Origin of the sequence: Aliiroseovarius sp. S1339, assembly GCF_023195695.1 — a bacterium.
GTDB lineage: Bacteria > Pseudomonadota > Alphaproteobacteria > Rhodobacterales > Rhodobacteraceae > Aliiroseovarius.
This window is the reverse complement of the sequence record NZ_JALPQG010000005.1, coordinates 270,018-291,162: the sequence shown is the minus strand read 5'-3', so window position 1 is coordinate 291,162 and position 21,145 is coordinate 270,018. Positions and strand designations below refer to the sequence as shown.

General features: G+C 58.8%; 20 protein-coding genes and 1 tRNA gene. 7 read left to right on the top strand and 14 right to left on the bottom strand.

What is annotated here, in order from left to right:
* The first annotated feature begins 97 nt into the window (after positions 1-97).
* Positions 98-1,432 carry a hypothetical protein gene (locus MUY35_RS09865; protein ID WP_248367083.1) on the top strand — a complete coding sequence of 445 codons (1,335 nt, stop codon included), beginning with the start codon at positions 98-100 and terminating at the stop codon, positions 1,430-1,432.
* Between the two features lie 261 nt (positions 1,433-1,693).
* On the opposite strand, the gene MUY35_RS09860 is transcribed toward MUY35_RS09865, so the two are convergent.
* The 7 genes from MUY35_RS09860 to MUY35_RS09830 all read right to left on the bottom strand — a co-directional run bounded on the left by MUY35_RS09860 (position 1,694) and on the right by MUY35_RS09830 (position 8,255).
* Positions 1,694-2,563 (bottom strand): hypothetical protein, encoded by an 870-nt coding sequence (locus MUY35_RS09860; protein WP_248367081.1) that lies wholly within the window; start codon positions 2,561-2,563, stop codon positions 1,694-1,696.
* A complete protein-coding gene (locus MUY35_RS09855) occupies positions 2,560-3,462 on the bottom strand; it encodes a metallophosphoesterase (protein ID WP_248367078.1) in 903 nt (300 codons plus the stop codon). Before MUY35_RS09855 ends, MUY35_RS09860 begins: the two co-directional genes overlap by 4 nt.
* A gap of 10 nt (positions 3,463-3,472) precedes the next feature.
* Positions 3,473-4,573 (bottom strand): AAA family ATPase, encoded by a 1,101-nt coding sequence (locus MUY35_RS09850; RefSeq protein ID WP_248367074.1) that lies wholly within the window; start codon positions 4,571-4,573, stop codon positions 3,473-3,475.
* Positions 4,574-4,885: 312 nt separating this feature from the next.
* A tRNA-Arg gene (locus tag MUY35_RS09845) sits at positions 4,886-4,962 on the bottom strand.
* Positions 4,963-5,006: 44 nt separating this feature from the next.
* Positions 5,007-6,047, bottom strand: a complete 1,041-nt coding sequence (locus MUY35_RS09840) for a LacI family DNA-binding transcriptional regulator (protein ID WP_248367071.1) — start codon at positions 6,045-6,047, stop codon at positions 5,007-5,009.
* Between the two features lie 95 nt (positions 6,048-6,142).
* Positions 6,143-6,922 (bottom strand): 3'(2'),5'-bisphosphate nucleotidase CysQ, encoded by a 780-nt coding sequence (locus MUY35_RS09835; RefSeq protein ID WP_248367068.1) that lies wholly within the window; start codon positions 6,920-6,922, stop codon positions 6,143-6,145.
* Entirely contained in the window at positions 6,909-8,255 is a 1,347-nt protein-coding gene (locus tag MUY35_RS09830) for a TldD/PmbA family protein (RefSeq protein ID WP_248367053.1), read from the bottom strand. Before MUY35_RS09830 ends, MUY35_RS09835 begins: the two co-directional genes overlap by 14 nt.
* Before the next feature lie 118 nt (positions 8,256-8,373).
* Between MUY35_RS09830 and MUY35_RS09825 the strand changes: the two genes are divergently transcribed.
* The 4 genes from MUY35_RS09825 (at position 8,374) to MUY35_RS09810 (ending at position 12,443) form a co-directional block, all read left to right on the top strand.
* Positions 8,374-9,129 carry an SDR family oxidoreductase gene (locus MUY35_RS09825; protein ID WP_248367050.1) on the top strand — a complete coding sequence of 252 codons (756 nt, stop codon included), beginning with the start codon at positions 8,374-8,376 and terminating at the stop codon, positions 9,127-9,129.
* Positions 9,126-9,758 carry an enoyl-CoA hydratase/isomerase family protein gene (locus MUY35_RS09820; RefSeq protein WP_248367035.1) on the top strand — a complete coding sequence of 211 codons (633 nt, stop codon included), beginning with the start codon at positions 9,126-9,128 and terminating at the stop codon, positions 9,756-9,758. Before MUY35_RS09825 ends, MUY35_RS09820 begins: the two co-directional genes overlap by 4 nt.
* Before the next feature lie 166 nt (positions 9,759-9,924).
* Complete coding sequence (locus MUY35_RS09815; protein ID WP_248367031.1) at positions 9,925-11,250, top strand: mechanosensitive ion channel domain-containing protein; 1,326 nt, start codon at positions 9,925-9,927, stop codon at positions 11,248-11,250.
* The gene (locus tag MUY35_RS09810) at positions 11,247-12,443 is read left to right on the top strand and encodes a TIGR03862 family flavoprotein (RefSeq protein WP_248367028.1); all 1,197 of its coding nucleotides are present in this window, start codon (positions 11,247-11,249) and stop codon (positions 12,441-12,443) included. Before MUY35_RS09815 ends, MUY35_RS09810 begins: the two co-directional genes overlap by 4 nt.
* Here MUY35_RS09810 and MUY35_RS09805 read toward each other — a convergent pair.
* The 5 genes from MUY35_RS09805 to MUY35_RS09785 form a co-directional block, all read right to left on the bottom strand.
* On the bottom strand, positions 12,419-13,009 hold the full coding sequence (locus MUY35_RS09805) for a glutathione S-transferase family protein (RefSeq protein ID WP_248367025.1): 591 nt from the start codon (positions 13,007-13,009) through the stop codon (positions 12,419-12,421). The two genes, MUY35_RS09810 and MUY35_RS09805, sit on opposite strands and share 25 nt — an antisense overlap.
* Positions 13,006-14,031 (bottom strand): DNA polymerase III subunit delta, encoded by a 1,026-nt coding sequence (gene holA, locus MUY35_RS09800; protein WP_248367022.1) that lies wholly within the window; start codon positions 14,029-14,031, stop codon positions 13,006-13,008. Before holA ends, MUY35_RS09805 begins: the two co-directional genes overlap by 4 nt.
* Positions 14,028-14,525 carry an LPS assembly lipoprotein LptE gene (gene lptE / locus MUY35_RS09795; RefSeq protein WP_248367019.1) on the bottom strand — a complete coding sequence of 166 codons (498 nt, stop codon included), beginning with the start codon at positions 14,523-14,525 and terminating at the stop codon, positions 14,028-14,030. Before lptE ends, holA begins: the two co-directional genes overlap by 4 nt.
* Positions 14,512-17,058, bottom strand: coding sequence for a leucine--tRNA ligase (gene leuS / locus MUY35_RS09790; RefSeq protein WP_248367016.1), 2,547 nt, complete (start codon positions 17,056-17,058; stop codon positions 14,512-14,514). Before leuS ends, lptE begins: the two co-directional genes overlap by 14 nt.
* Before the next feature lie 74 nt (positions 17,059-17,132).
* Positions 17,133-17,591, bottom strand: a complete 459-nt coding sequence (locus tag MUY35_RS09785; protein WP_248367013.1) for a DUF3576 domain-containing protein — start codon at positions 17,589-17,591, stop codon at positions 17,133-17,135.
* A 296-nt stretch (positions 17,592-17,887) separates the two neighbouring features.
* Here MUY35_RS09785 and MUY35_RS09780 point away from each other — a divergent pair, with 296 nt between their 5' ends.
* Both MUY35_RS09780 and MUY35_RS09775 read left to right on the top strand, forming a co-directional pair.
* Positions 17,888-18,760 carry a porin gene (locus MUY35_RS09780; protein ID WP_248367010.1) on the top strand — a complete coding sequence of 291 codons (873 nt, stop codon included), beginning with the start codon at positions 17,888-17,890 and terminating at the stop codon, positions 18,758-18,760.
* A 95-nt stretch (positions 18,761-18,855) separates the two neighbouring features.
* Positions 18,856-19,509, top strand: a complete 654-nt coding sequence (locus MUY35_RS09775; RefSeq protein ID WP_248367008.1) for a YggS family pyridoxal phosphate-dependent enzyme — start codon at positions 18,856-18,858, stop codon at positions 19,507-19,509.
* On the opposite strand, the gene MUY35_RS09770 is transcribed toward MUY35_RS09775, so the two are convergent.
* Together MUY35_RS09770 and ribA are read right to left on the bottom strand one after the other, a co-directional pair.
* Entirely contained in the window at positions 19,506-19,997 is a 492-nt protein-coding gene (locus MUY35_RS09770) for a L,D-transpeptidase family protein (protein WP_248367242.1), read from the bottom strand. The genes MUY35_RS09775 and MUY35_RS09770 overlap by 4 nt on opposite strands.
* A 17-nt stretch (positions 19,998-20,014) precedes the next feature.
* The gene (ribA, locus tag MUY35_RS09765; RefSeq protein ID WP_248366989.1) at positions 20,015-21,094 is read right to left on the bottom strand and encodes a GTP cyclohydrolase II; all 1,080 of its coding nucleotides are present in this window, start codon (positions 21,092-21,094) and stop codon (positions 20,015-20,017) included.
* Positions 21,095-21,145: the final 51 nt, after the last annotated feature.

Below are 21,145 nucleotides of genomic sequence, written 5' to 3'. Positions count from 1 at the left end.
CAAAGAGGCGTGGGATCACCGCGATTTTGACTTGATGGCAGGCGGGCGCAACAGTGCAGCCGTGCGGATTTCCACTGGCGCAATGGACCTATGGGCATTGCGCGCCGAAGACCCTGACAAAAAAGTCGCGGGACGTATCTGGTCCACTGAGGTGGTCATCGGCGGCGGGGTCGGGCAACGCCCTCATCTGAGCTTGCGTTTGATTGTAAGCACCACAGAAGCTGATTTTTCGGTTGAACCTCACGTGCCCGGCACAATCTTGCAAATGATAGAAGCACCCGGCCTGATCCGCGGGTCGCGCGACATCTTAAAAATACCGCGAACCATCAACACTGAAAATGATGCTGAAGACCTTTGTGACCATCTGGAAGACCCAGAACGCCGCCTTCCGGTTTTCGTTCTAGTTGTGCCGCAGGGACAAGGTAGCACGCCATTGATTGACGATGTGTCGGTGGCAAAGGCTGTCGCTGGGATGGCGCGTGTCGTGCGCATACCTGAAGAACAGACTTGGGTCCTGACGAAACGATTTGGGAAGTATCGTTCTGTCTTCAGTGCGGGTGTGCGTGCCTACATGCCGGGATTTTCTGCAACAGATGACCCGTATGGTCATCGCTTGTTCTTGGGTGAAACTCTGCGCGATGCAGCGGGCGCAGGCGCCTGTGCTGCTGCGCTACGGAACCTTGCCGCTGAAACTAGTATCTCCACTACTCGCCTTGGTAAAGAGGTTTTGGATTTTTCCAGCGTCCGGACAACCAGCCGCCGTCTAAAGGCCCAAGTCCAAAGCGACCGTGCTGCGCCTGACGCAGAGTTGCTGGAAGCGGCCCAGTCACTGATCGACAGTTTGGACAAGGAAGTTACTGAAAAGAATACTGAGATTGACGGCTATGTTGAATTAAGCGAGGCCGCCGAGGCCCGCGCCCTTGCTGCTGAGCAAGAAAACCGTGCGCTGTTGTTCAAGGTCCGGCAGTTGAAGGATGCCTTGGCCAAGGGCGGTGAAACACCAACAGCAGAGCCTCCGTTGCCTTTGGAATGGGGCGAATTCGTTGATTGGCTCGATGAAACCTATCCTGACAGGGTGCTTTTGACGCCATCGGCGCGCCGCATGCTGAAATCGCCGGAATATGAGAACGTTGAATTGGTGGCCCGCTCTATCGCTTGGCTTGCCACCGAACAACATGAAACGCGCGTCAACGGTGGAGGTTCGCTTCGGGACGTTACCGTCGAGAACGGGATCATCAATGCATCTTGTGGGGGTGACACTTATCCGACGGATTGGAAAGGTAGACGCTACAACGTCGATTGGCACATTAAAACTAACGGAAACTCCCGCGATCCCAAGCGTTGCTTGCGCATCTACTATTTTTGGGAAACAGAAACCCAGCAGACAATCATTGATCATATTCCTTCGCATCGAAAGACGGGGATGAGTTGACGTTAGAATGCACACTTCGTCTGCGCCTTTCCTGATGGCGGCCCGCTGGTTGAGCGGTCGGCTATCGTTGTTTCGCCTCAAGGGCTATGGGTCCGCTTTGAGCTGGGAGAGGTCATTAACGCACAGGAAGCGAACGGCAGCTCCGTCCCGCTTAAAAGATATCTATGAGGAGCGCAGCGAATGACCGCATGCTTAAACTGTCGTCATTTGGTCGTGTAGAATCTTTTACTAATGATGCGGCGCTAGCTGCGAGTGAACCCTCTACGATACGTGGCCCGGTTTGGAAAACAGATCATTCCATTTGGCCCGATGCCATGCGAGCCCTGCGTTCCGCACATAGTCTTCGAACGGGTGATGCGTCTCTCGGTCTTCCCGCCCGTTGCAGACACCGATCACGTCGCGCGCGCCACAGTCGTGCAGCCGCTTTAGGGCGCTGCGCAGCTCTTTGGCTCCTTCAAAAAACTCGTTGTCCAGGCTGTAAAGGAGAGGCGCATAACCTGCGATCAGCTTTTCGAGGGATTTCACCTTGAACCCGGCCATCGCGACCTGACCCTCGACCAGCAGGATAGCATCAAAAAAAAACCGGCCGTGGGAACAGATCAGGTGCGGGTCGCCCATTGAACCGAGGTCCAGGTCAAGGGGCAGCAGTATCGTGTGTACTATTTCTCCTTCGGTCGGAGACAGACCGTTCAGGACCGAGCTGCGATACCGGTTGGAAAGTTGGTAGAGCTTCGGGATCGCGTCCTGAATAGACCAGTGGCGCGCACCTTCGGGCGCGTTTTTCTGACCTTCGTCGTCAGAAATCCAGAACACGTCCTGGGGCGTTCGAGTGCTGCGTGTCGATTCTGGACCGAAGCGTCGGAATGCCGCAAGACTCGCGAGCGCGGCTTTTCGGTCATCAACGAAGGTCACATGCGGCGGATACACATCCTCCATGTCGTGAGGCATGATATCGCCGCCGCCTGTAATCACGACAATCGGCAACCCCGTCTCGATCGCGGCGGTCCAGAGCGTGTCTACACATTCCTGTGGAGACAACTCGCTCAGGCTCTCGGCGGTACCGATCGACCGAAGGTCGAGCACGATAAGCTTTGGACGGCTTTGCGCGCGAGTGGCTGTGTCGTCTGTCATTTTCCGGTCCTCTTCTTCACGGGCAGGATATCCCACAAACAGGCCTCGCGCAGATAGGTCAGGGGCTCGTCGATCAGTTCGCCGGCATAGCCCACGGACACGTTGCGGATGTCGCAGCCGTGGACCTGGGCGCGCAGGCGGCGGTGGGAATGGCCGAAGAACCAGGCGTCGGGGGTATGGCGTTTGATGAGCGCCCCAAGGTCGGACTGGAAACTCGGCGTCAGGTCATCGACCGGACCCGCGACAGCCGGGTGCGGGCCGTGATGCGTGACGACCACGGTGTTGCCCTCTGGTCCACAGGGATGCGGGCTGGCCAGCGTGCTTTCAAGCCACGCGCGATGATCAAGGTGAATGTTCAGCGTGTCGATGGGCCGGATCCGTCGCGGTGGCGGCTTAGACGCTCCTTCCCAGAACCTTTTGTCCGGGTCGTCTGGCACCGCGATCAGATCATAGTCCCGCAGGGCGCGTTGTGCAGTCTGCATGGCTGCGGGCTGGTTTTGGGTCAGGTTGAAGTCCGTCCACAGCGTGCAGCAGACAAGCCGCGTGTCGCCATGCAGCAGGACCTGCTTTTGAATGAAATGGGCCCCGGCCTTGCGGGCCTCCTCTGCCAACCAAGCGTCGCCATCAAGGCTGCCGTTATAGTAATCGTGATTGCCCGGCAGCGCGTAGATATGATCCGCGGGGATGTAATCGGACAAATGTTGGAACACGCGCGCCCAGTTCTGCGGGGGCCCGTTCGTCAGGTCTCCGGCGAGGATCAATGCGTCAGCGTTCCAAAGCGTCTCTTCGAGGCTCAGAAGGCTGATCGGGTCCAGCGCGAGCCGCTGGTAGCTGTCCAGGTGCAAATCCGAGAGGATCGCCAACGTGCCGTGCTGGAAGGGGATGGTCAGGGGGGTCATGGCGGGCTCCTCAATGCAACATGGGCTGCTTGGCCAGCGCCTTGGCGCGGTCGAGCATCCGGGCGACGGTCCGCAGGCTGAGGCGCGCGTTCGAGACCGCACCGCAGTCGAAGACATCAACCAGAGCGGCCAGCGCCGGATCAGGAAGGCCGCGGCGGGCGCCTTCGGTGATTGCGAACTGCCGTAGCTGGTCCGGCGTCAGGTCCGGCAGGTCGAGTACGACACAGCGGCTCTGCAGGGGCTCAGGCAGCCCCACGCGGCTGTTTGCCGTCAGAACCCAATTGACCCAGGACATATCGCACTTGATCTGGAAGAACGGGCATTCCCACTGGGCCGCTGTCATGCGTTCCAGTAGCGGCAGGAGGGCGTCGGTGAGCGTATGTCGCACGCCCTTGTTCGACTGCATTTCACCTGCCTTCTCGATCTCATCCACAATGACCAGCGGGCCCGCGTGACGCGCGCTCAGGACGGTTTGCAGGAGCTTGCCGGGGCCTGCACTCCCCCATCCCTTCTGCAAACCGACCAGAGAGAAGGTCGCAGGCTCACCCGTGGCTTCGATCATCGTCGTGGGCACCGCAAGATGATGCGCCAAGCGTCGCGCCCAATAGCTCTTGCCGATGCCGGGGGAGCCGTTCAGGACGAGCGGATTGAACCGCACGCCCGGCAACCCGTCACGAGCTGAGGCGCGCAGACCATGCCAAACCTCTTCGGTTGCGCGTGCCATCCACGGCATCTCGGCATGCAGCGCGGCGGCGATTTCATCGGCTTCGTGCTCGGACGTGACGCGGGTGACCGGCAGGCCGCCACGCAGCGGCGTCAGCCGGGCGCGGTTCTCCTCGCTCAGGTGATACATGCCGGTGGACGAATGCACGCGTTCCACAAGCCGCATCGCGCGGCGTTTAATGCGGCGCAGGTCGCTGTCGTTCACCAGATAGTATGGCTCCACCGCGTCCTCCTCGGTGATCTTCCCGGTCTCCAGATCGGCCACCTGCGCTTTCTGTCGGATGCGTTTGAGGAAGGTTTTCCATCGTGCCTCGACATCGCGCAGCTTGGCGATGTCGTCGATGAAAGTGAGATCATGAAACGGGATGTTCGTCGTGGCGCGGGTCATCGCGGAGTCCTTTCTGGGCGCGAGGCGCACCTTGCGTGACGGCCCTCGGCGCATTGGCGCTGGAGCAGTTACTGATGAAAGGTTCCGGAACCTTGAGAACAAACAGTGATTACGGATTGCAGCTTGTCAAATCAGCGATCGGCGGCACAAACGGGCCGCGCTCAGTCAAACCCAGCCACAACAGGTTATGTATCTGAAAGATATAGGAAGATTAACGCTCGACAGAGTGCCGATCCAGATCACAAGCACGGTTTGCGCACACTATTGGTTTCTTTTGCGCGCACTTCTGGTTGTTTTTGCATTAAAGCCAAATGGTGACCCCGGCAGGATTCGAACCTGCAACCTGCCCCTTAGGAGGGGGCTGCTCTATCCAGTTGAGCCACGGGGCCGCCCGGTTGGAATAATGACGTGGAAATGGCTTGTCCAGCGCACTTTAGCGCCGGCTTAGGGTGTCACCGGGTTGTATCATGGGGGTCAACTCGACGCGTTCACCGCCACCGCTGTCACCAGCCTCAGTTGTGCGATCGGCGATGATACGCGCGGCGGCGCGGCCGATTTCGACGCGGCAGGCATCCATGGTGGCAAGCTGACGGGGCAGGCCATCCAGCAACTCGACCCCATTAAACCCAGCCAGGCCGATTTGGCCGGGTACGCTGATCCCCTGATCAAGACAGTAAAGCAAACCACCGGCCCCGATCATGTCATTGGAGTAATAAAGGAAGTCGAGTTCGGGCGTGCGTTTCAACATGACCTCAGTCATCTCGCGACCTTTGGCCAGTGCGGACCCGCCTTCGTAAAACTCGCGATCTGCGATTTCGACCCCTTCTTTGGCCAGCACCTCGGTGAAGCCTTCAAAACGCTTACGGGCGCGGTGGTCCAGCGGCATCTTGGTGCCAAGGAAGCCAATGTTTCGATAACCTGCTTTCAGGATCGCCTGCGCCATTTTTCGACCCGCGCGGCGGTGCGAAATGCCGACGCAGGCGTCGATGGCCTGACCGTCGGTGTCCATAATCTCGACCACAGGAATGCCCGCGGCTTTCAGCATCGCTTTGGCGGCGTCCGAATGTTCCAGCCCGGCAATAATCACGCCTGACGGACGCCATGACAGCATCTCGTAAAGAACCTTTTGCTCGCGTTCGGGGTCATAGTTGGTCACACCGACAACCGGTTGTAGGGGCGTTTCGTCCAGCACCTCGTTGATGCCGGTCAGCACCTCGGGAAACACCATATTGCTGAGCGAAGGAATAACGACCGCCACAAGGTTCACACGTTGCGAGGCCAATGCGCCAGCGATCTTGTTGGGCACATAGCCAAGTTCTTTTGAGGCTTCCAACACCCGTTCACGCGTCGCTTGACTGACATCGCCCCGGTTGCGCAGCACCCGGCTGACCGTCATTTCACTGACGCCGGACGCTTCCGAAACGTCGCGAAGGGTAAGGGGGCGGCGATTTTTAATTGGGGGTTTCTCGGTCACGAATGCATCCTTGAACATATATGGCTGCACACATGTTAGCGATAAAGTGTTTCTTGGCAATGGCCTCTTTTCACTAAGATGTTAGGCTAACAGGCTCAGGCCAATCGGGCGATCAAGGCGTCGTGAATAAAGCCACCACCCGCGACCATGCCGGCCAGTTTGGGCGTTGGGTTGTTGAAACGGGCGGGTTTGTCGGACCGGTCACTGACTGTTCCGCCTGCCTCTTCAATGATCAGACTGCCTGCCGCGACATCCCATTCCCATGTAGGATGTAACGTCATCATCGCGTCAAACCGACCTTCGCCGACCAGCGACATCCGGTATGCCAGTGATGATCGAAACTTCCGTGTGATCGGCGGCACGTCGGCATTGATCCAACGTGACGGGTCGAAATTCGGTTTCGCAGCCAGAACGGTTGCGCCTGTCAGATCGTGCTTTGGGCTGACAGCCAAAGGCGCGCCATTCAGCGTGGCCCCTTCGCCAAGGGCTGCGGCATAAAGTTTGTCACGCAGTGGCAGATAGACCACTGCGGCTTCGATGCGGCCATTTCGCGCGATGGCAAGGGAATGGGCCCAGGTGGTTGAGCCTTCGATGAAGGACCGCGTACCGTCGATTGGGTCGACGATGAACACCTGTTCGGCGTGCAACCGGTCGGGGCCGTCGTCGGTTTCTTCCGACAACCAACCGTAATCTTTGCGTGCGGCGGTCAATTCCTCGCGCAGCAGTTGGTCCACGGCCAAATCCGCCTCGGTCACGGGGCCTTGGCCGCCAGGTTTGTCCCAGCGATCCGCAGTGCCGTGGAAATAGCGTGCCGCAATCTTGCCAGCCTCGATGGCCGCGTCTGTCAATAGGGAAAGATCATCAGTCGCCGGCAATGGTCATTCCTTCGACCAGCAGACTGGGGACCATGCGACTTAGATGAGCTTCGGCGTCATTGGCAGGGATGATCCGACCCAGCATCTCGCGCAGGTTGCCCGCGATGGTGCATTCGTTGACCGGATAGGTGATTTGCCCGTTCTCAACCCAGAAGCCTGACGCGCCGCGCGAATAATCCCCAGTGGTCGGGTTGATGGTCGACCCGATCATTGAGGTTACGATCAATCCCGTCCCCATCTGGGAGATCAGCGCGTCCCGGGTCGTTTCGCCCGGCGTTAGGGTCACATTCGAGATCGAGGGCGACGGCGGTGACGACGTCCCGCGTGACGCACTGGCCGTGCTTTTCATGCCCAGTTTGTTGGCGTTTGCGAGGTCCAATGTCCACCCAGTCAGCATGCCATTGTCGATGATTTTGCGCCTCCAGGTTGCCAGACCTTCACCGTCAAACGGACGCGAGCCAGAAATGCGGGGCCGGTGGGGGTCTTCGATCAGGTCGATGCCGTCTGGCAGCACCTGCTCTCCCAATGCGTCGCGCAACCACGACGATCCGCGTGCGACCGAGGCGCCATTCACGGCGGACAACAAGTGGCCGATCAGCGACGATGAAATGCGTTCGTCATACAATACCGGGAAAGCACCGGTTGGGGGTTTGCGTGCCCCGGCCCGTTCAACTGTGCGCCTGCCCGCCTTTGTGCCGATCTCGTTTGCAGATGGTAGGTCGGCCTGAAAACTGCGTATTTCGCCAGCATAGTCACGTTCCATCGTCGCACCCTCGCCCGTGATGGCGACCGTGGAAGTGGCCCGATGCGTGCGACCATATCCGCCCGAAAACCCGTTGCTGGTGGCCAAATGGAACTGGTGGCGTCCATAGCCTGCGGAACTGCTTGAAACCTGCGTAACGCCGGTGACGGCAAGCGCGGCAGCTTCCGCCTCGGCGGCGTCACGTTCAAGGTCTGCAGGGTTCGGTTCAGCGGATGGATCCTGAAGCTCCAGCGTGGCCAAATCCCAATCGCGCGCGAGCGCGTCGGGCATGGCCAAAGCGATATGCGAGTCTTCCGGGGCTTCTTTTGCCATCGCGACCGCGCGTTCCGCCATCGTTTCGATTGTGTGGGACGAGGTATCAGACGCCGAAACACAGGCCTGACGCTGCCCGACCAACACGCGCAAGCCGATGTCGATGCCCTCGGATCGTTCTGCGTGCTCAAGCTTGCCGCCCAGCACATCGATTGAAATCGAGGTGCCATCAACAGCCAGCGCATCGGCCCCGTCGGCACCAGCCTTGCGGGCGGCGTCAAGCAATTGTTGTGTCAATTGATCCAGCGCATTTGTCATTTTGGTCCCTTTCGCGGTCGTGCCCCTGAGGTAACGATCCAAAGGCGCGGTCGCAAGACGTGTCTCTGGCCTAAGCGTGCGCGCTGGGCTAGCACTTAGGGGGATAGGAGGATCGACGATGACAGATATGACCGGGAAAACCGTACTAATCACCGGCGCAAGCCGCGGGATCGGCGAGGCTGCCGCCCACATCTTTGCCCAAGCGGGTGCAAACGTGGTGTTGACCGCGCGTGGAAAATCTCAGATCGACGCGATTGCCGCATCCATCGGCGATCGCGCCCTCGCGGTTCCGTGCGATGTGTCGAAATGGGACGACGTGAAAGCGGCGGTTGATGCGGCTGTGCAAAAATTCGGCACGGTCGATGTGCTGATCAACAACGCTGGCGTAATCGAACCGATTGGGCCGCTAATTGACTCTGATCCGGCGGAATGGGGGCATGTGATCGACGTGAACCTGAAGGGCGTTTACTATGGAATGCGGGCGGTGATGCCGATTATGGCGGCGCAAGGTGGCGGGTCTGTGCTTACGATCAGTTCGGGCGCAGCGCATAATGCGCTGGAAGGCTGGGCCCATTATTGCGCATCCAAGGCAGGCGTTCATATGATGACCAAAGCCTTGCATAAGGAAGGTGCAGGCAAAGGTATCCGTGCGATGGGCCTGTCGCCCGGAACCGTCGCCACCCAGATGCAACGCGAGATTAAGGGCTCGGGTATCAACGCCGTGGCGCAACTGGCGTGGTCCGATCATGTTCCGCCAGAGTGGGTCGCCCGCGCGCTTTTGTGGATGTGCAGCGATGACGCCAACGAGTTTCTGGGTGAAGAAATATCGCTGCGGGATGACATCATCCGCGACCGCGCGAAAGTGCGCGGATGATCGACCTAAAAAAAGACAATGGGGTCTGGATTGTGACCCTAAATCGCCCCGATAAGGCCAATTCGCTGACCAAAGCGATGCTGGAAGAGCTGGCACAGATTTCCATGGATGCCTCTGGCGATGCACGTGTGTTGGTATTTACCGGTGTGGGCAAAGTTTTTTCCGCAGGGGCCGATCTGGACGAAGCGCGTGCAGGACTTGCCGTGGATGGTGTTTGGGAACGCTTGTCAAATGCGGTTTCTGCCGCGCCATGTCTGACGATTGCCGCCTTGAACGGAACATTGGCGGGCGGTGCGTTTGGCATGGCCCTGGCCTGTGACATTCGCATTGCTGTGCCTGAGGCGAAATTCTTCTATCCGGTCATGAAGCTGGGCTTTCTTCCGCAGCCGTCCGACCCGCGTCGCATGGCCGGGTTGATCGGGCCTGCCCGAACCAAAATGATTTTGATGTCTGGGCAAAAGATCCAGGCGGATGAAGCCTTGCGCTGGGGTCTTGTTGACCGGCTGGTGCCAAACGATGCCCTGATGGAAACAGCGCTAGAGCTTGCGGATGACGCCCGGTCCCAAAGCGCCGAACACGTTGCTGAGATCAAGCGAATGATTCCGATGGTAGGCTCTAACTCATCTTGATACTGGTTGACCAAGCCTTCTTGCCTATGGCCGCAGCATAGTAATTCACTGGAATCGGCACAAAATACCAGACGCTACAGAGCACAGAATCCTTGCCCTTTAAGGCCAAACCGCTATCCATGCTGCATAATTCTGCAAGTATTCATGTTTTGATAAGGGGACGAACGTGGAGAACCGACCGGAAATTCTGGATCAGGCGATCGGCTATTTTAATCAGGCGTGGGAGATTGCGGAAGGTTGGCTTCTTTCCCCCGCCGCGTGGTCACAGCTTGGATTGCTGGTCGCGGCTTATCTTGTTGCGCGGTTGGTTGACCGAAAACTGAAGCCATATCTTACGCGCCTGCTGACGCCCGCTGGCGAAAAGAAAACCCTCGTATCGCAGGTGCGCCTGTTTCTGCTGATGTTCTTGCCGCTGACTCTTCCGCTTTTGGCGTGGGCGTTTACCGGGCTGGGTGAACAGGTTACGCGATCTATTTTTGGCTCTGGCGCAGTCATCGCCTTCGGCAAACGTTTCTTCCTGTTTCTGGCCGTCCGGGCGTTTGCGCGCAAGATCCTGAAGGACCCGTTCCTGAAGCTTCTGGGCAAATACGCTTTGATCCCAATCGCCGCGCTTTACACTGTCGGGCTGCTTGACGTGGTCATAACCAAGCTTGACGAAACCGTTGTGCCGCTGGGAAACATGAGCTTTTCGCTTCTGTTCGCGATCAAGTTCGCGGTGCTTAGCGGCGTCATCTTCTGGCTGGGTCGCTGGTCACACGAACAAACTACGCAGGCGATCAAGAAGCAGGAAGAAATGCGACCCGCCACCCGCGAGCTTGCTGCCAAGGCCGCCGAGATTGCCATTTTCGGCGCGGCATTCCTGATTCTGATGAACATCATGGGCATCAACCTGACATCGCTTGCGGTGCTTGGCGGCGCGATCGGTGTGGGTCTTGGCTTTGGATTGCAGCAGATCGCATCGAACTTCATTTCTGGCGTCATCCTTCTGCTTGAAGGGCAAGCAACGGTTGGCGATTACGTTGAACTTGATGGGGGCGAGGCTGGGACGATTGTCAAAATGACCGCTCGCGCTGCCATATTAGAGTCTTATGATGGCCGTTGGATCGTCGTCCCGAACGAGCACTTTATTACGACCCGCGTGATAAATTACTCGGACTCGGGCAGCGCCAACCGGTACGAGGCGCCATTTTCCGTAAGCTATGATGCCGACATAGAGGCGATTCCGGAGATCATAGAAGACGCTGTGTCCAAGCTGGATTTCATTTTGACGGACCCGGACGAACACAAGCCCGATTGCGAGCTGCGCGCCTTTGGCGACAGTGGTGTGGATTTCGCGGTGGAGTTCTGGGTGAACGGCATCGACGACGGGCGTAATAAATTTACCCCCCGCGTGATGATGCAGGTCTGGAAAACCCTTAAAGCCAACAATATCGAAATTCCGTATCCGCACCGCGTGGTCGAGATGAAAGCCGCGGACCAGGAAACGGCGTGACGCACGCGCTGGTCATTGGGGCCGGGCCTGCCGGGCTTATGGCGGCGAGTGAACTGGCGCGCGCTGGATTATCGGTGACGATTGCCGAGGCAAAACCTTCCCCGGCGCGCAAGTTTCTGATGGCGGGAAAATCCGGGTTGAACCTCACGAAGTCTGAACCGCTCGACACTTTTCTCAGCCAGATTGAAGGGCCGGCATCTTTGTGCGACATTGTTGCCGATTTTGGACCAGAGGCGGTGCAGGCTTGGGCCAATGGTTTGGAACAAGCGGTGTTCACCGGCTCGTCCGGTCGGGTCTTCCCCAAATCAATGAAGGCGTCGCCCTTGCTTCGCGCGATGCTAGCCGAGCTTGACGCCTTGGGTGTTGTGTTGAAACGGGGTTGGTATTGGACCGGGGTAAGCGGAAAAGACATGATGTTCCGGACCCCGGAAGGTATGCAGTCACTGACGCCCAATGTGACCGTTCTGGCCTTGGGTGGCGCGAGTTGGGCGCGACTGGGGTCGGATGGGAAATGGGTGTCTATCCTTGCCGAAAACGGTGTTTCTTGCGCCCCGTTTCAGCCATCCAACATGGGTTTTGTGGTGAATTGGAGCAACCACATGGCCCGCCATTTCGGCGCACCCGTCAAAACGGTTCGTCTGCGAGCAGGTAAAGCGTCGGTTTTGGGCGAGTTTGTGATTTCGTCCCAAGGTGTTGAGGGGTCGGCGATCTATGCAATCAGCCGCGAGTTGCGTGAGGGTGCCACTTTGCTGGTCGATCTTTGCCCTGATCGAAGCGAAGGCGATGTGGCCGAACGCCTAAGTCGTGGGCGTGGCAAGTCCAGTCTGACCAACTATTTGCGCAAGGCCTTGAAGCTCGACGCCGCAAAAACTGCGCTGCTGCAGGAATTTGCCCGCCCCCTGCCGTCTGATCCCGCTGCTTTGGCAAAAATCATCAAGGCTGTGCCGCTGCGTCACGCGGGGCCAAGGCCGATGGATCAAGCAATCTCCACCGCCGGGGGGGTGCCATTTGATGTATTGGACGACGGGTTGATGATAAAGAATTTGCCTGGTTTGTTTGCCTGTGGCGAAATGTTGGATTGGGAGGCCCCGACCGGGGGCTATCTGCTGACAACCTGCTTTGCCACGGGACGTCACGCGGGGCGCGCAGCGGCAAAATGGGCGCTGGCTCAGCCCTCAGCCGCACGCGCGTAGGCGGGTCGGTTGCGCAAGGGTTTGGCGTAGGCGCGGAAAGCTGCGTTTTCCAACGGGAAGCCCGCGGCGATCGCCCATGTTCCGCAATGGGTTGCCAGAATGTCAGGAACAGTCATTCGCTCGCCCATCAAAAACGGCGCGTCACCTTTGCGGCGCATCAGTTCGCTGATGGACCGTTCAAATTCCCATTTCAGGCTCTGTTTCACCTCAGGAACGCGTTTTTCTTTGGGCAGAACAAAGGTGTGGCGGGCAGCCGTCCACAGGGTCGCGTCCAGTTCATCCAGTATGAATTGCGTGAACCCATCTTGGCGGGCACGTTCAATTGTGCCTGCTGGAAAGGTCAGGTCGCCGTGCTTGTCTGCAAGATATTGAATGATGGCCGTGCTGTCGGTCAGGACGGCATCGCCATCCAGCAGGACCGGAACCTTGCCTGCCGGATTGAACTGTCGCAGATCGTCGGATCGCGAGGCATGTGTCAGGCGGTCGTAACTCTGACCCAGTTCCTCAAGCATCCACAAAACGCGGAATGTGCGCGTGACGTTTGGGCCGATCACCGTATAGCTCATTTTTTTTCGCCTAACATGGCTAGGCGAATCAATGTGCGCTCCATCAGCGCCATGACGGGTGCTTTCTGCGAAGAGCGGAGTGTCAGGTCGGTTTCGACGAGCATCTCCAGCGCTTGTTCCAACCGCCTGATGCCCCATTTTTGTGCCTGTCGCACCATGCGGTCGCGGCTTTTGAAATGCACGGGCGGGCGCAGCCGATTGATCCCCTGCGCAGGCCCGCCTGGGTCCGATGATGCAGCGTGAAGCGCGCGGAAATGGCGGGTCGCGCCGATACACAGGCCAACAGCCTGCACGCCCTGCGCCTGAAGTCTTGCCAACACAGGGCCAATTTCGCCTTTGCGACCTTCGGCGACGGCGTGCAGCAGGTCGTCCAGCTCGGCCTCGGTCGAGGCGGGGGCGACGGCCAGCACGTCATCGGGGGTCACGGGAGCGCCGTCCCCTAGCTTGTAAAGTCCTAACTTTTCAACGGTCTGACGGAAATCACCTGGATCAAGCACGCGTGACAATCCGGTCAAGTCGTTCATCGCCTCGGTCTCTACGCCCGAGATGCCAGCGCGTCTCAGGTCGGCTTCGATCTCGTCACGGGTGGGGGGATCGTCGTAAATGCCAATGGCAAAGGCGTTCGGGTGCGTTTCGAACAGCTTGCGCAATGCGCCGCGGGCTTTCAGATTGCCAGCGGTGACAATGACTTGCGCGTCACCTTCCTGCCAATCGTCCAGCGCGGTGGTGATGACCTTGGTGGCCGTTTCGGTCGCATCCTCGACAAATGCCACGCGGGGACCGGGGAAGAAGCCTTGCGACTTGATGGCGTCAGACAAAAGGGCGGGGTCTTTGCGCAGCTCGCTTGCCGGAATGCGGGTCAGACGCATTTCTTCTTCGCCTTGCGGGCCGATCAGATTGGCAATCAGTTCCTGCCGCTTCAGGGCAATGCGCATAGCGTCTGGCCCGAAAATCAAAACGCCCGTGCGGCCGGGATCGGGCTTGGCAAAGTATTTCGAGGCATCGCGCGGCGCGAGCTTCATTCGCCCCAACCTGCGTAAGTTGCGGTGAACCGAGTGACCATCATATCCGCCAGCGACACCATCAGGCGGCGATTCGCGTCGCGTTCGACCGACGCGGTCGACACGGTGGAGCCTTCGGTGGAATAGGCTGTGAAGTTTGACAGGCTGCCTGACTCCACCACCTTGCCAGTGGCGTTCGAGGTCACGGAAAACTCAATCGCACCAAGGATTTGTGTGCGGGTGATTTCCTGTCGTGGGGTAACGCCCACGTCTTCGGATCGGGTTGTGATGGAATAATCCAGCGCGTAGGGGGCAGACAGATTACGACCCAACCGTTCTTCCAGTCGCTTCACCAGCTCATAGCTGTTGGCATTCGACGGCGCGGCAACGGTGACCGCCCCGCGCAACCCGTCAGCCGACCCGCCCGGCGCATAGACGGGGGCAAAACCGCACCCTGCCAATGCCGCAAGCGACAGGCAGGTGGTCAGAAATAGGCGGCGATCAGACGACGACATTCACAATACGTCCCGGCACAACGATGACTTTCTTGGGCGCCTTTCCATCCAGCACCCTGATCACAGCATCCTCGGCCAGCGCCAGTTTTTCAACCTCGGCTTTGTCCATATCCTTCGGCACGCTGATTTCTGCGCGCCGCTTGCCGTTGATCTGGATTGGCAGGGTGACCGTGTCATCCACCAGCATCGCCTCGTCCGCTTTGGGCCACGGGGCTTGGGCGACAAGCCCTTTGCCGCGCTGGTGATGCCAGATGTCTTCGGACAAATGCGGCGTCATGGGCGACATCAACTGCGCCAGCGTCATGATCGCTTGCTGTTTCGCGGCCTTGCCAGCGTTTGATTTCGCCAGCGTGTTGGTAAAGGCGTAAAGCTTGGCGATGGCCGCGTTGAAGCCGAAGCTTTCAATGCCCATCGTCACATCATGGATGGCCTTGTGCATTTCGCGCAGCAAATCTTCGTCGCCGTCACCGGGCGTGTCGTCCATGTCGGCGACGCGATCAGACAACAGCCAGACCCGCGAAAGATGTTTATGCGCGGCTTCCGCACCCGAGGCGGTCCATTCCACATCGCGTTCGGGGGGCGAATCGCTCAGCACGAACCAGCGGGCGGTGTCGGCGCCGAAGGATGAAATGATGTTGGCCGGATCAACGACGTTCTTCTTGGACTTCGACATTTTGGCCGAGGGGATAACCTTAACCTCTGTTCCGCAGGCCCCAAGGCGCGCCCCGCTTTCGGTCCACTCGATGTCTTCGGGCAAGTGATACACAGGCCGGTCGTTTTCATCGCGCGTGACATAGATCTCATGTGTGACCATGCCTTGGGTGAACAACGCGTTGAACGGCTCGATCGCTTTGTCGGGCAGATGGCCACATATATTCATCGCGCGGGCGAAGAAGCGGGAATAGAGCAGGTGCAGGATCGCGTGTTCGATGCCGCCGATATACTGGTCGACATTCATCCAATAGGACGCGTCGTCCATATCCGTGGGCGTGTCGGCATTCGGAGACGTGAAGCGCGCGAAATACCAGGACGAATCGACAAACGTGTCCATCGTGTCGGTTTCGCGCTGGGCAGGCTTGCCGCAGGACGGACATTTGCAGTCGCGCCATGTGGGGTGACGGTCCAGCGGGTTGCCGGGCACGTCGAAGGTGACGTCCTCGGGCAGCTTGACCGGCAAATTCTCTTTCTTTTCAGGCACAACGCCGCAATCGGGGCAATGAACGACGGGAATAGGGCAGCCCCAATAGCGTTGGCGGCTCAGCCCCCAGTCGCGCAGGCGGAACTTTTCGACCCCTTGGCCCCAGCCGGCGTCCTCGGCGAATTTGATGGTGGCCTCGATGGCCTCGTCACCCGTGGCTTCGTCCAGATCGGCGAAATGGTTGATCCATTTAACTTTTTCCGTCTTGGGCGGCACGAAAGCTTCTTTTTCAACGGGCGAGGGGTCTTCCAGCGACAGGAACGTGTCGATCACTGGCAGATCATACTTGCGGCAGAAATCAAGGTCGCGCTGGTCATGGGCCGGGCAGGCGAAGATCGCGCCGGTGCCGTAGTCCATAAGGATGAAGTTGGCGATCCAAACCGGCAGTTCCCAATTCGGGTCCAGCGGATGTTTCACGCGGATGCCGGTGTCGTAGCCCAGCTTCTCGGCAGTTTCGATGGCCTCTTCCGTCGTGCCGCCCTTGCGCATTTCGGCGAGTTTTGCGGCAATCTCGGGGTTTTCGGCCTCAAGCGTCTTGGAAATGGGGTGGTCAGGCGAGATACCGATGAAGGACGCACCCATCAGTGTGTCGGGGCGAGTCGTATAAACCTCAATCTCGCCGCCATCGGTGCGTTCAAAGCTGAATTGCAGACCCTGCGATTTGCCAATCCAGTTGGCCTGCATCGTGCGCACCTTCTCGGGCCAGTTGTCCAGACCGTCCAATGCGTCCAATAGCTCGGCCGAGTAATCCGAGATTTTGAAGAACCACTGCGTCAGGTCACGACGCTCGACGGGGGCGCCCGACCTCCAGCCGCAGCCGTCGATCACCTGTTCATTGGCCAGAACGGTCATATCGACCGGATCCCAGTTCACCGTGGCGTTTTTGCGATAGACCAGCCCGCGCTCCATGAAATCAATGAACATCGACTGCTGCTGGCCGTAATATTCCGGGTCGCAGGTGGCAAATTCGCGGGACCAGTCGATGGACAAGCCCAGAGGCTTCATCTGACCCTTCATGGTCTTGATGTTGTCATAGGTCCACGTGCCGGGGTGGCCACCCTGCGCCATTGCCGCGTTTTCCGCAGGCATTCCGAACGCATCCCAGCCCATCGGATGCAACACACTGAAACCACAGGAAGATTTATAGCGCGCGATCACGTCGCCCATGGTGTAGTTGCGCACATGCCCCATATGGATGCGGCCCGATGGGTAGGGGAACATCTCAAGCACATAATACTTGGGGCGGGTTTCATCGCGCGTGGCGGTGAATATTCCGGCCTCATCCCAGGCTGTTTGCCATTTCGGTTCGATATCGGCGGCGGTGTATCGCGACATGGGGTCGTGTCCTTGATGTAGAAACGCCGGGCGTGTGGCCCGGCGCTTGTCTTATTCCTATGGTCGGTCCGGGTCTAGAGCTTGCCGTCACGAATACGAAGCTGGCGCGCGCGGGTCAGGATCGCATCTTCGACCTTGCGCACTGCTTCGGCACTGGCCGGACCGGAGCTTGTATAAAGCGCAACTGACAGCGACCGGGCGTCCAACGCGGGGTCGCGCACATAAACGGTGGCTTTATGGGCGGTGCCGCCACCGGGCGGACGACCAAAGCCAAACACGATGATACCCGAGAACGGGTCAGCCGCCTGAACTGGCATGAAGCTCAGCACATCCAGCGAGGCATTCCAGATATAACGGTTCACCTCGACGGTGGTGTTGGGGTCGTCCACGTTCTTGAACAGATCCCAGATCGTCGCGCGCGGCTCTTCCGCCTTGGGCGTATGCTGCAAAGTCTGACCGCCGCCGCCACAAGCAGACAGCCCGAGCACGCCAATTAATGAAATCCCGAATGCGACAGACTTAAAAATGCGCATGAAAAAGCCCCGTTTCCTCAATTTCCTCTTGTTAGTATATAAGGCCTAAGAGGCGAGCAAGCGTTTTCCCAAAAGCCGCGTATGCGTGCGAAAACGCTGGAAAAGACCGGAAATGCAGAGAACCGTGATATGGGCATGGCGTAACTGTGGCATAGAAGCACCAATTCCGGTCGCAATCCCAAAACTGGTTTCGCATTTCTTGCAAACATCGGCCGAAAGGTAGATTGCATCATGCATACTCAATTCGGATTTCCCTGAATTGAGGTGAACCTTTGAAACACATGAGGGAAAACGAAATGAAAAAGATTCTCTTCGCTTCGACCGCGCTTGTAGCTTCGGCTGGCTTTGCTGCGGCTGAAATCAGCTTCGGTGGTGAAGCCGGTATGGGCTTTATCTACGAAGACGTTGCAGTTGGTGACGACTGGACCGTTGATTTCTACACCACACTGAACATCGACATGACCGGCGAAACCGATGGTGGCCTGGGCTTTGGTGTTGACCTTGACCTGACCTTCGACAATGGCGGCTCTGCTGCTACTGACAACCAAGTTGTCTATATCGAAGGTGGCTTCGGTAAGTTTTCGGTCGGTACCGTTGGTTCGGCTGCTGACGCAACACTGGGTCTGTCGGACATCGGTTACTCGGGTCTGGGCGTTGATAACGTCGCAGAAGAGCTGGTTGACGCTGGCGACGCAGGCAACCTGATGTACCAAGGCACCTTTGGTGACTTCGGTGTGGCACTGTCGCACGACCTGAACGGCACCGAGGTCACTTCGATTGCAGCCACCTACACCATGGGTGACTTCAATGTTGGCCTGGGTTACGACGACTGGGGCAACGTGAACACGTCGAACTCCATCCACGTGAAAGCTGGCGCCAATATCGCTGACTTCTCGCTGAACGCTCTGTATTCGCGTAACTCCGATCTGGACGTGACCTCTTATGGTGTGACCGCTGGCTACACCATGGGTGCTGTCTCCGTGACTGCCGGTTACTCGGAAACTGACGCGGCTGTAAACGCTGTTAACGCTGGGCTTGGTCTGGTTACCGGTGAAGCCTACGGTCTGGGCGTTGCCTACGACCTGGGTGGTGGCGCGTCTGTCAACGCTGGTATCGCCGAAGTTGGCGGTGTGACCAAAGCTGACATGGGTATCATCATGACCTTCTAATCCTAACGGATTATTTGATTAGGGAAGAGCGGGCCTTGTGCCCGCTCTTTTCTTTTGGGACACCTGTATCTGAACAATCAGACTTGGGGGGTCCTATGCCACTTTCCGACATCACCGACCGCATCGCCAAAGAAGAGGCGCGCGTGGGGCGTGCGCCCGGATCGACGCATCTTATTGCCGTGTCTAAGGTTCAGCCACTCGACCGCGTTGTTGCCGTTTTGGAAGAAGGTCATCGGGTCTTTGGCGAAAACAAGGTGCAAGAAGCTGCGGGAAAGTGGCCGGATCTAAAAGAGCGTTTCGACGGGGTCGAGCTGCACCTGATCGGACCGCTGCAATCTAATAAGACCCGTCAGGCGATGAGTTTGTTCGACGTGATCCATTCGGTTGATCGCCCCAAGCTGGCCCGCGCCATCGCCCGCATCGCCGAAGAAGAAGGGCATTGCCCGAAACTGTTCATTCAGGTGAACACCGGCGAGGAGCCTCAGAAGGCCGGAATCATGCCCGACGATCTGGACGCCTTTGTCGCCGAATGCCGCGACTTGGGTCTGCCCGTCGTCGGTCTGATGTGTATCCCGCCCGTTGATGAAGAACCCAGCCTGCATTTCGCACTGCTGGCCAAGATGGCCAAGCGCAACGGGTTAGAGCAGCTTTCCATGGGGATGAGCAGCGACTTTGAAAGCGCGATTGCGCAAGGTGCGACGCATGTCCGGGTAGGGTCTGCGATTTTTGGCGAGCGGGACTACGGCTAGCGCACGATTATCCGGCTGCGTGGTGTCCAGCGCGCGACGATCCAGCGCAGATCGTCGGGTGCAAAGGCAAGACACCCGGCGGTTGGGTGGCGCGGTTTGCGCCATTGGTGAATGAAGATGGCAGACCCCTTGCCGGGCTCCGCGACGGGCCAGTTCCAGTCACTTATCAGGACAAGATCATAAAGGCGCGGGGGCATGCGCAGGGCTTCGTGGCTGAACGGGTAATCCTTTGCCGTGACCCAATGATTATAGGCCGGGTCGTTTGGATCATCCGACCAGATGTCGCGCGGCCCAATGGGGCGCACCGGAATTGAGCCGGTCTGTGGGGGTGTCGTCCGGTCCCCCCGAAAGCCACCACCAACCATCCGCCAGACCCCGCGTGGCGTGGCCAAATCGCCTTCGCGCTTGTCATTGGTCATGCCACCGCGCCCGATTGCGACGGGAAAGCGTCGCCCCATGAACCGCGCGCCCCAACGTGTGACAACCATGTCGCCGCGACGGGGGATCACAGAAGATGCCCCGATTTGGCCGCCTTGGTCGCCAGATAATCCGCGTTGTGTGTGCCTTTGCCCACTTTCAGCGGCACGCGTTCGGCGACGTGGATGCCAGCACCCTCCATCATCGCGACCTTGCGCGGGTTATTTGTCATCAGGCGCACGGATGAGAACCCCAGAGACTTGAGGATTTCGGACCCAATGCGGAAATCGCGCTCATCATCCTCAAAGCCCAAGCGGTGGTTCGCCTCGACCGTGTCAAACCCTTGGTCTTGCAGGGAATAAGCGCGCATCTTGTTGGCAAGCCCGATGCCGCGCCCCTCTTGGTTGAGGTAAAGAAGAATGCCGCGCCCTTCCTCTCCCATCCGGGCCAACGCCGTGTGCAGTTGCGGGCCGCAGTCGCATTTCAGGCTACCCAGCACGTCGCCGGTGAAACACGCCGAGTGCAGGCGCGCCAGAACCGGTTCGTCGCGGGACGGGCGCCCGATTTCAACCGCGTAGTGCTCTTCGCTGCCATCGTTTGGGCGGAAGATGTGCAGGCGACCGGCGTCGCTGACGGACAGGGGCAGGCGGGCGTGGATGACGGCAGACAGGGACAGATCGTCCACGATGGCGTCGTCCAGCGATATGGTCGTCAGGTTGTCCTGAGACGCGATTTGCGGCGCGTTAGAGACGTCTATAACCAACGTCGCCGGCAACAGACGGGCGGTTTTGCACAGGGTGATCGACAGCGCCTCTAGCGTATCATCCCCGCCGCGAACGGTTCGAAACGGCCCTTTCATCGGGTGGGTCAGGTCATCGGCCGGGTCTGCGACGGTCGCGATCCAGTCGCAACCCGCGTCCCGAGGCAGCTCGATCCGGGCAACCTGATCGGAATAGGCGCGTGCCTTCAACGTGTCCGCCCGGCGCGGGGTGATAGAAAGCACAGGCGCACCAAGGGTCCGCATGTCCGCCAACCGTCCCGACGATAGCGTTTCAGCCGCCGCCACCAGCACCGTGCGCCTCCCACGGGTCAGCACCACCGGCACCCCCATGCGCAGATCCGCACGGGCGCGGGCTAAAAGCTCGGTCTGATTGGGGGCAAGCGTCATGGTGGTCCTTTCAGCCCCATAGTTAGTGGGAACTGTCACGATATGAAACAT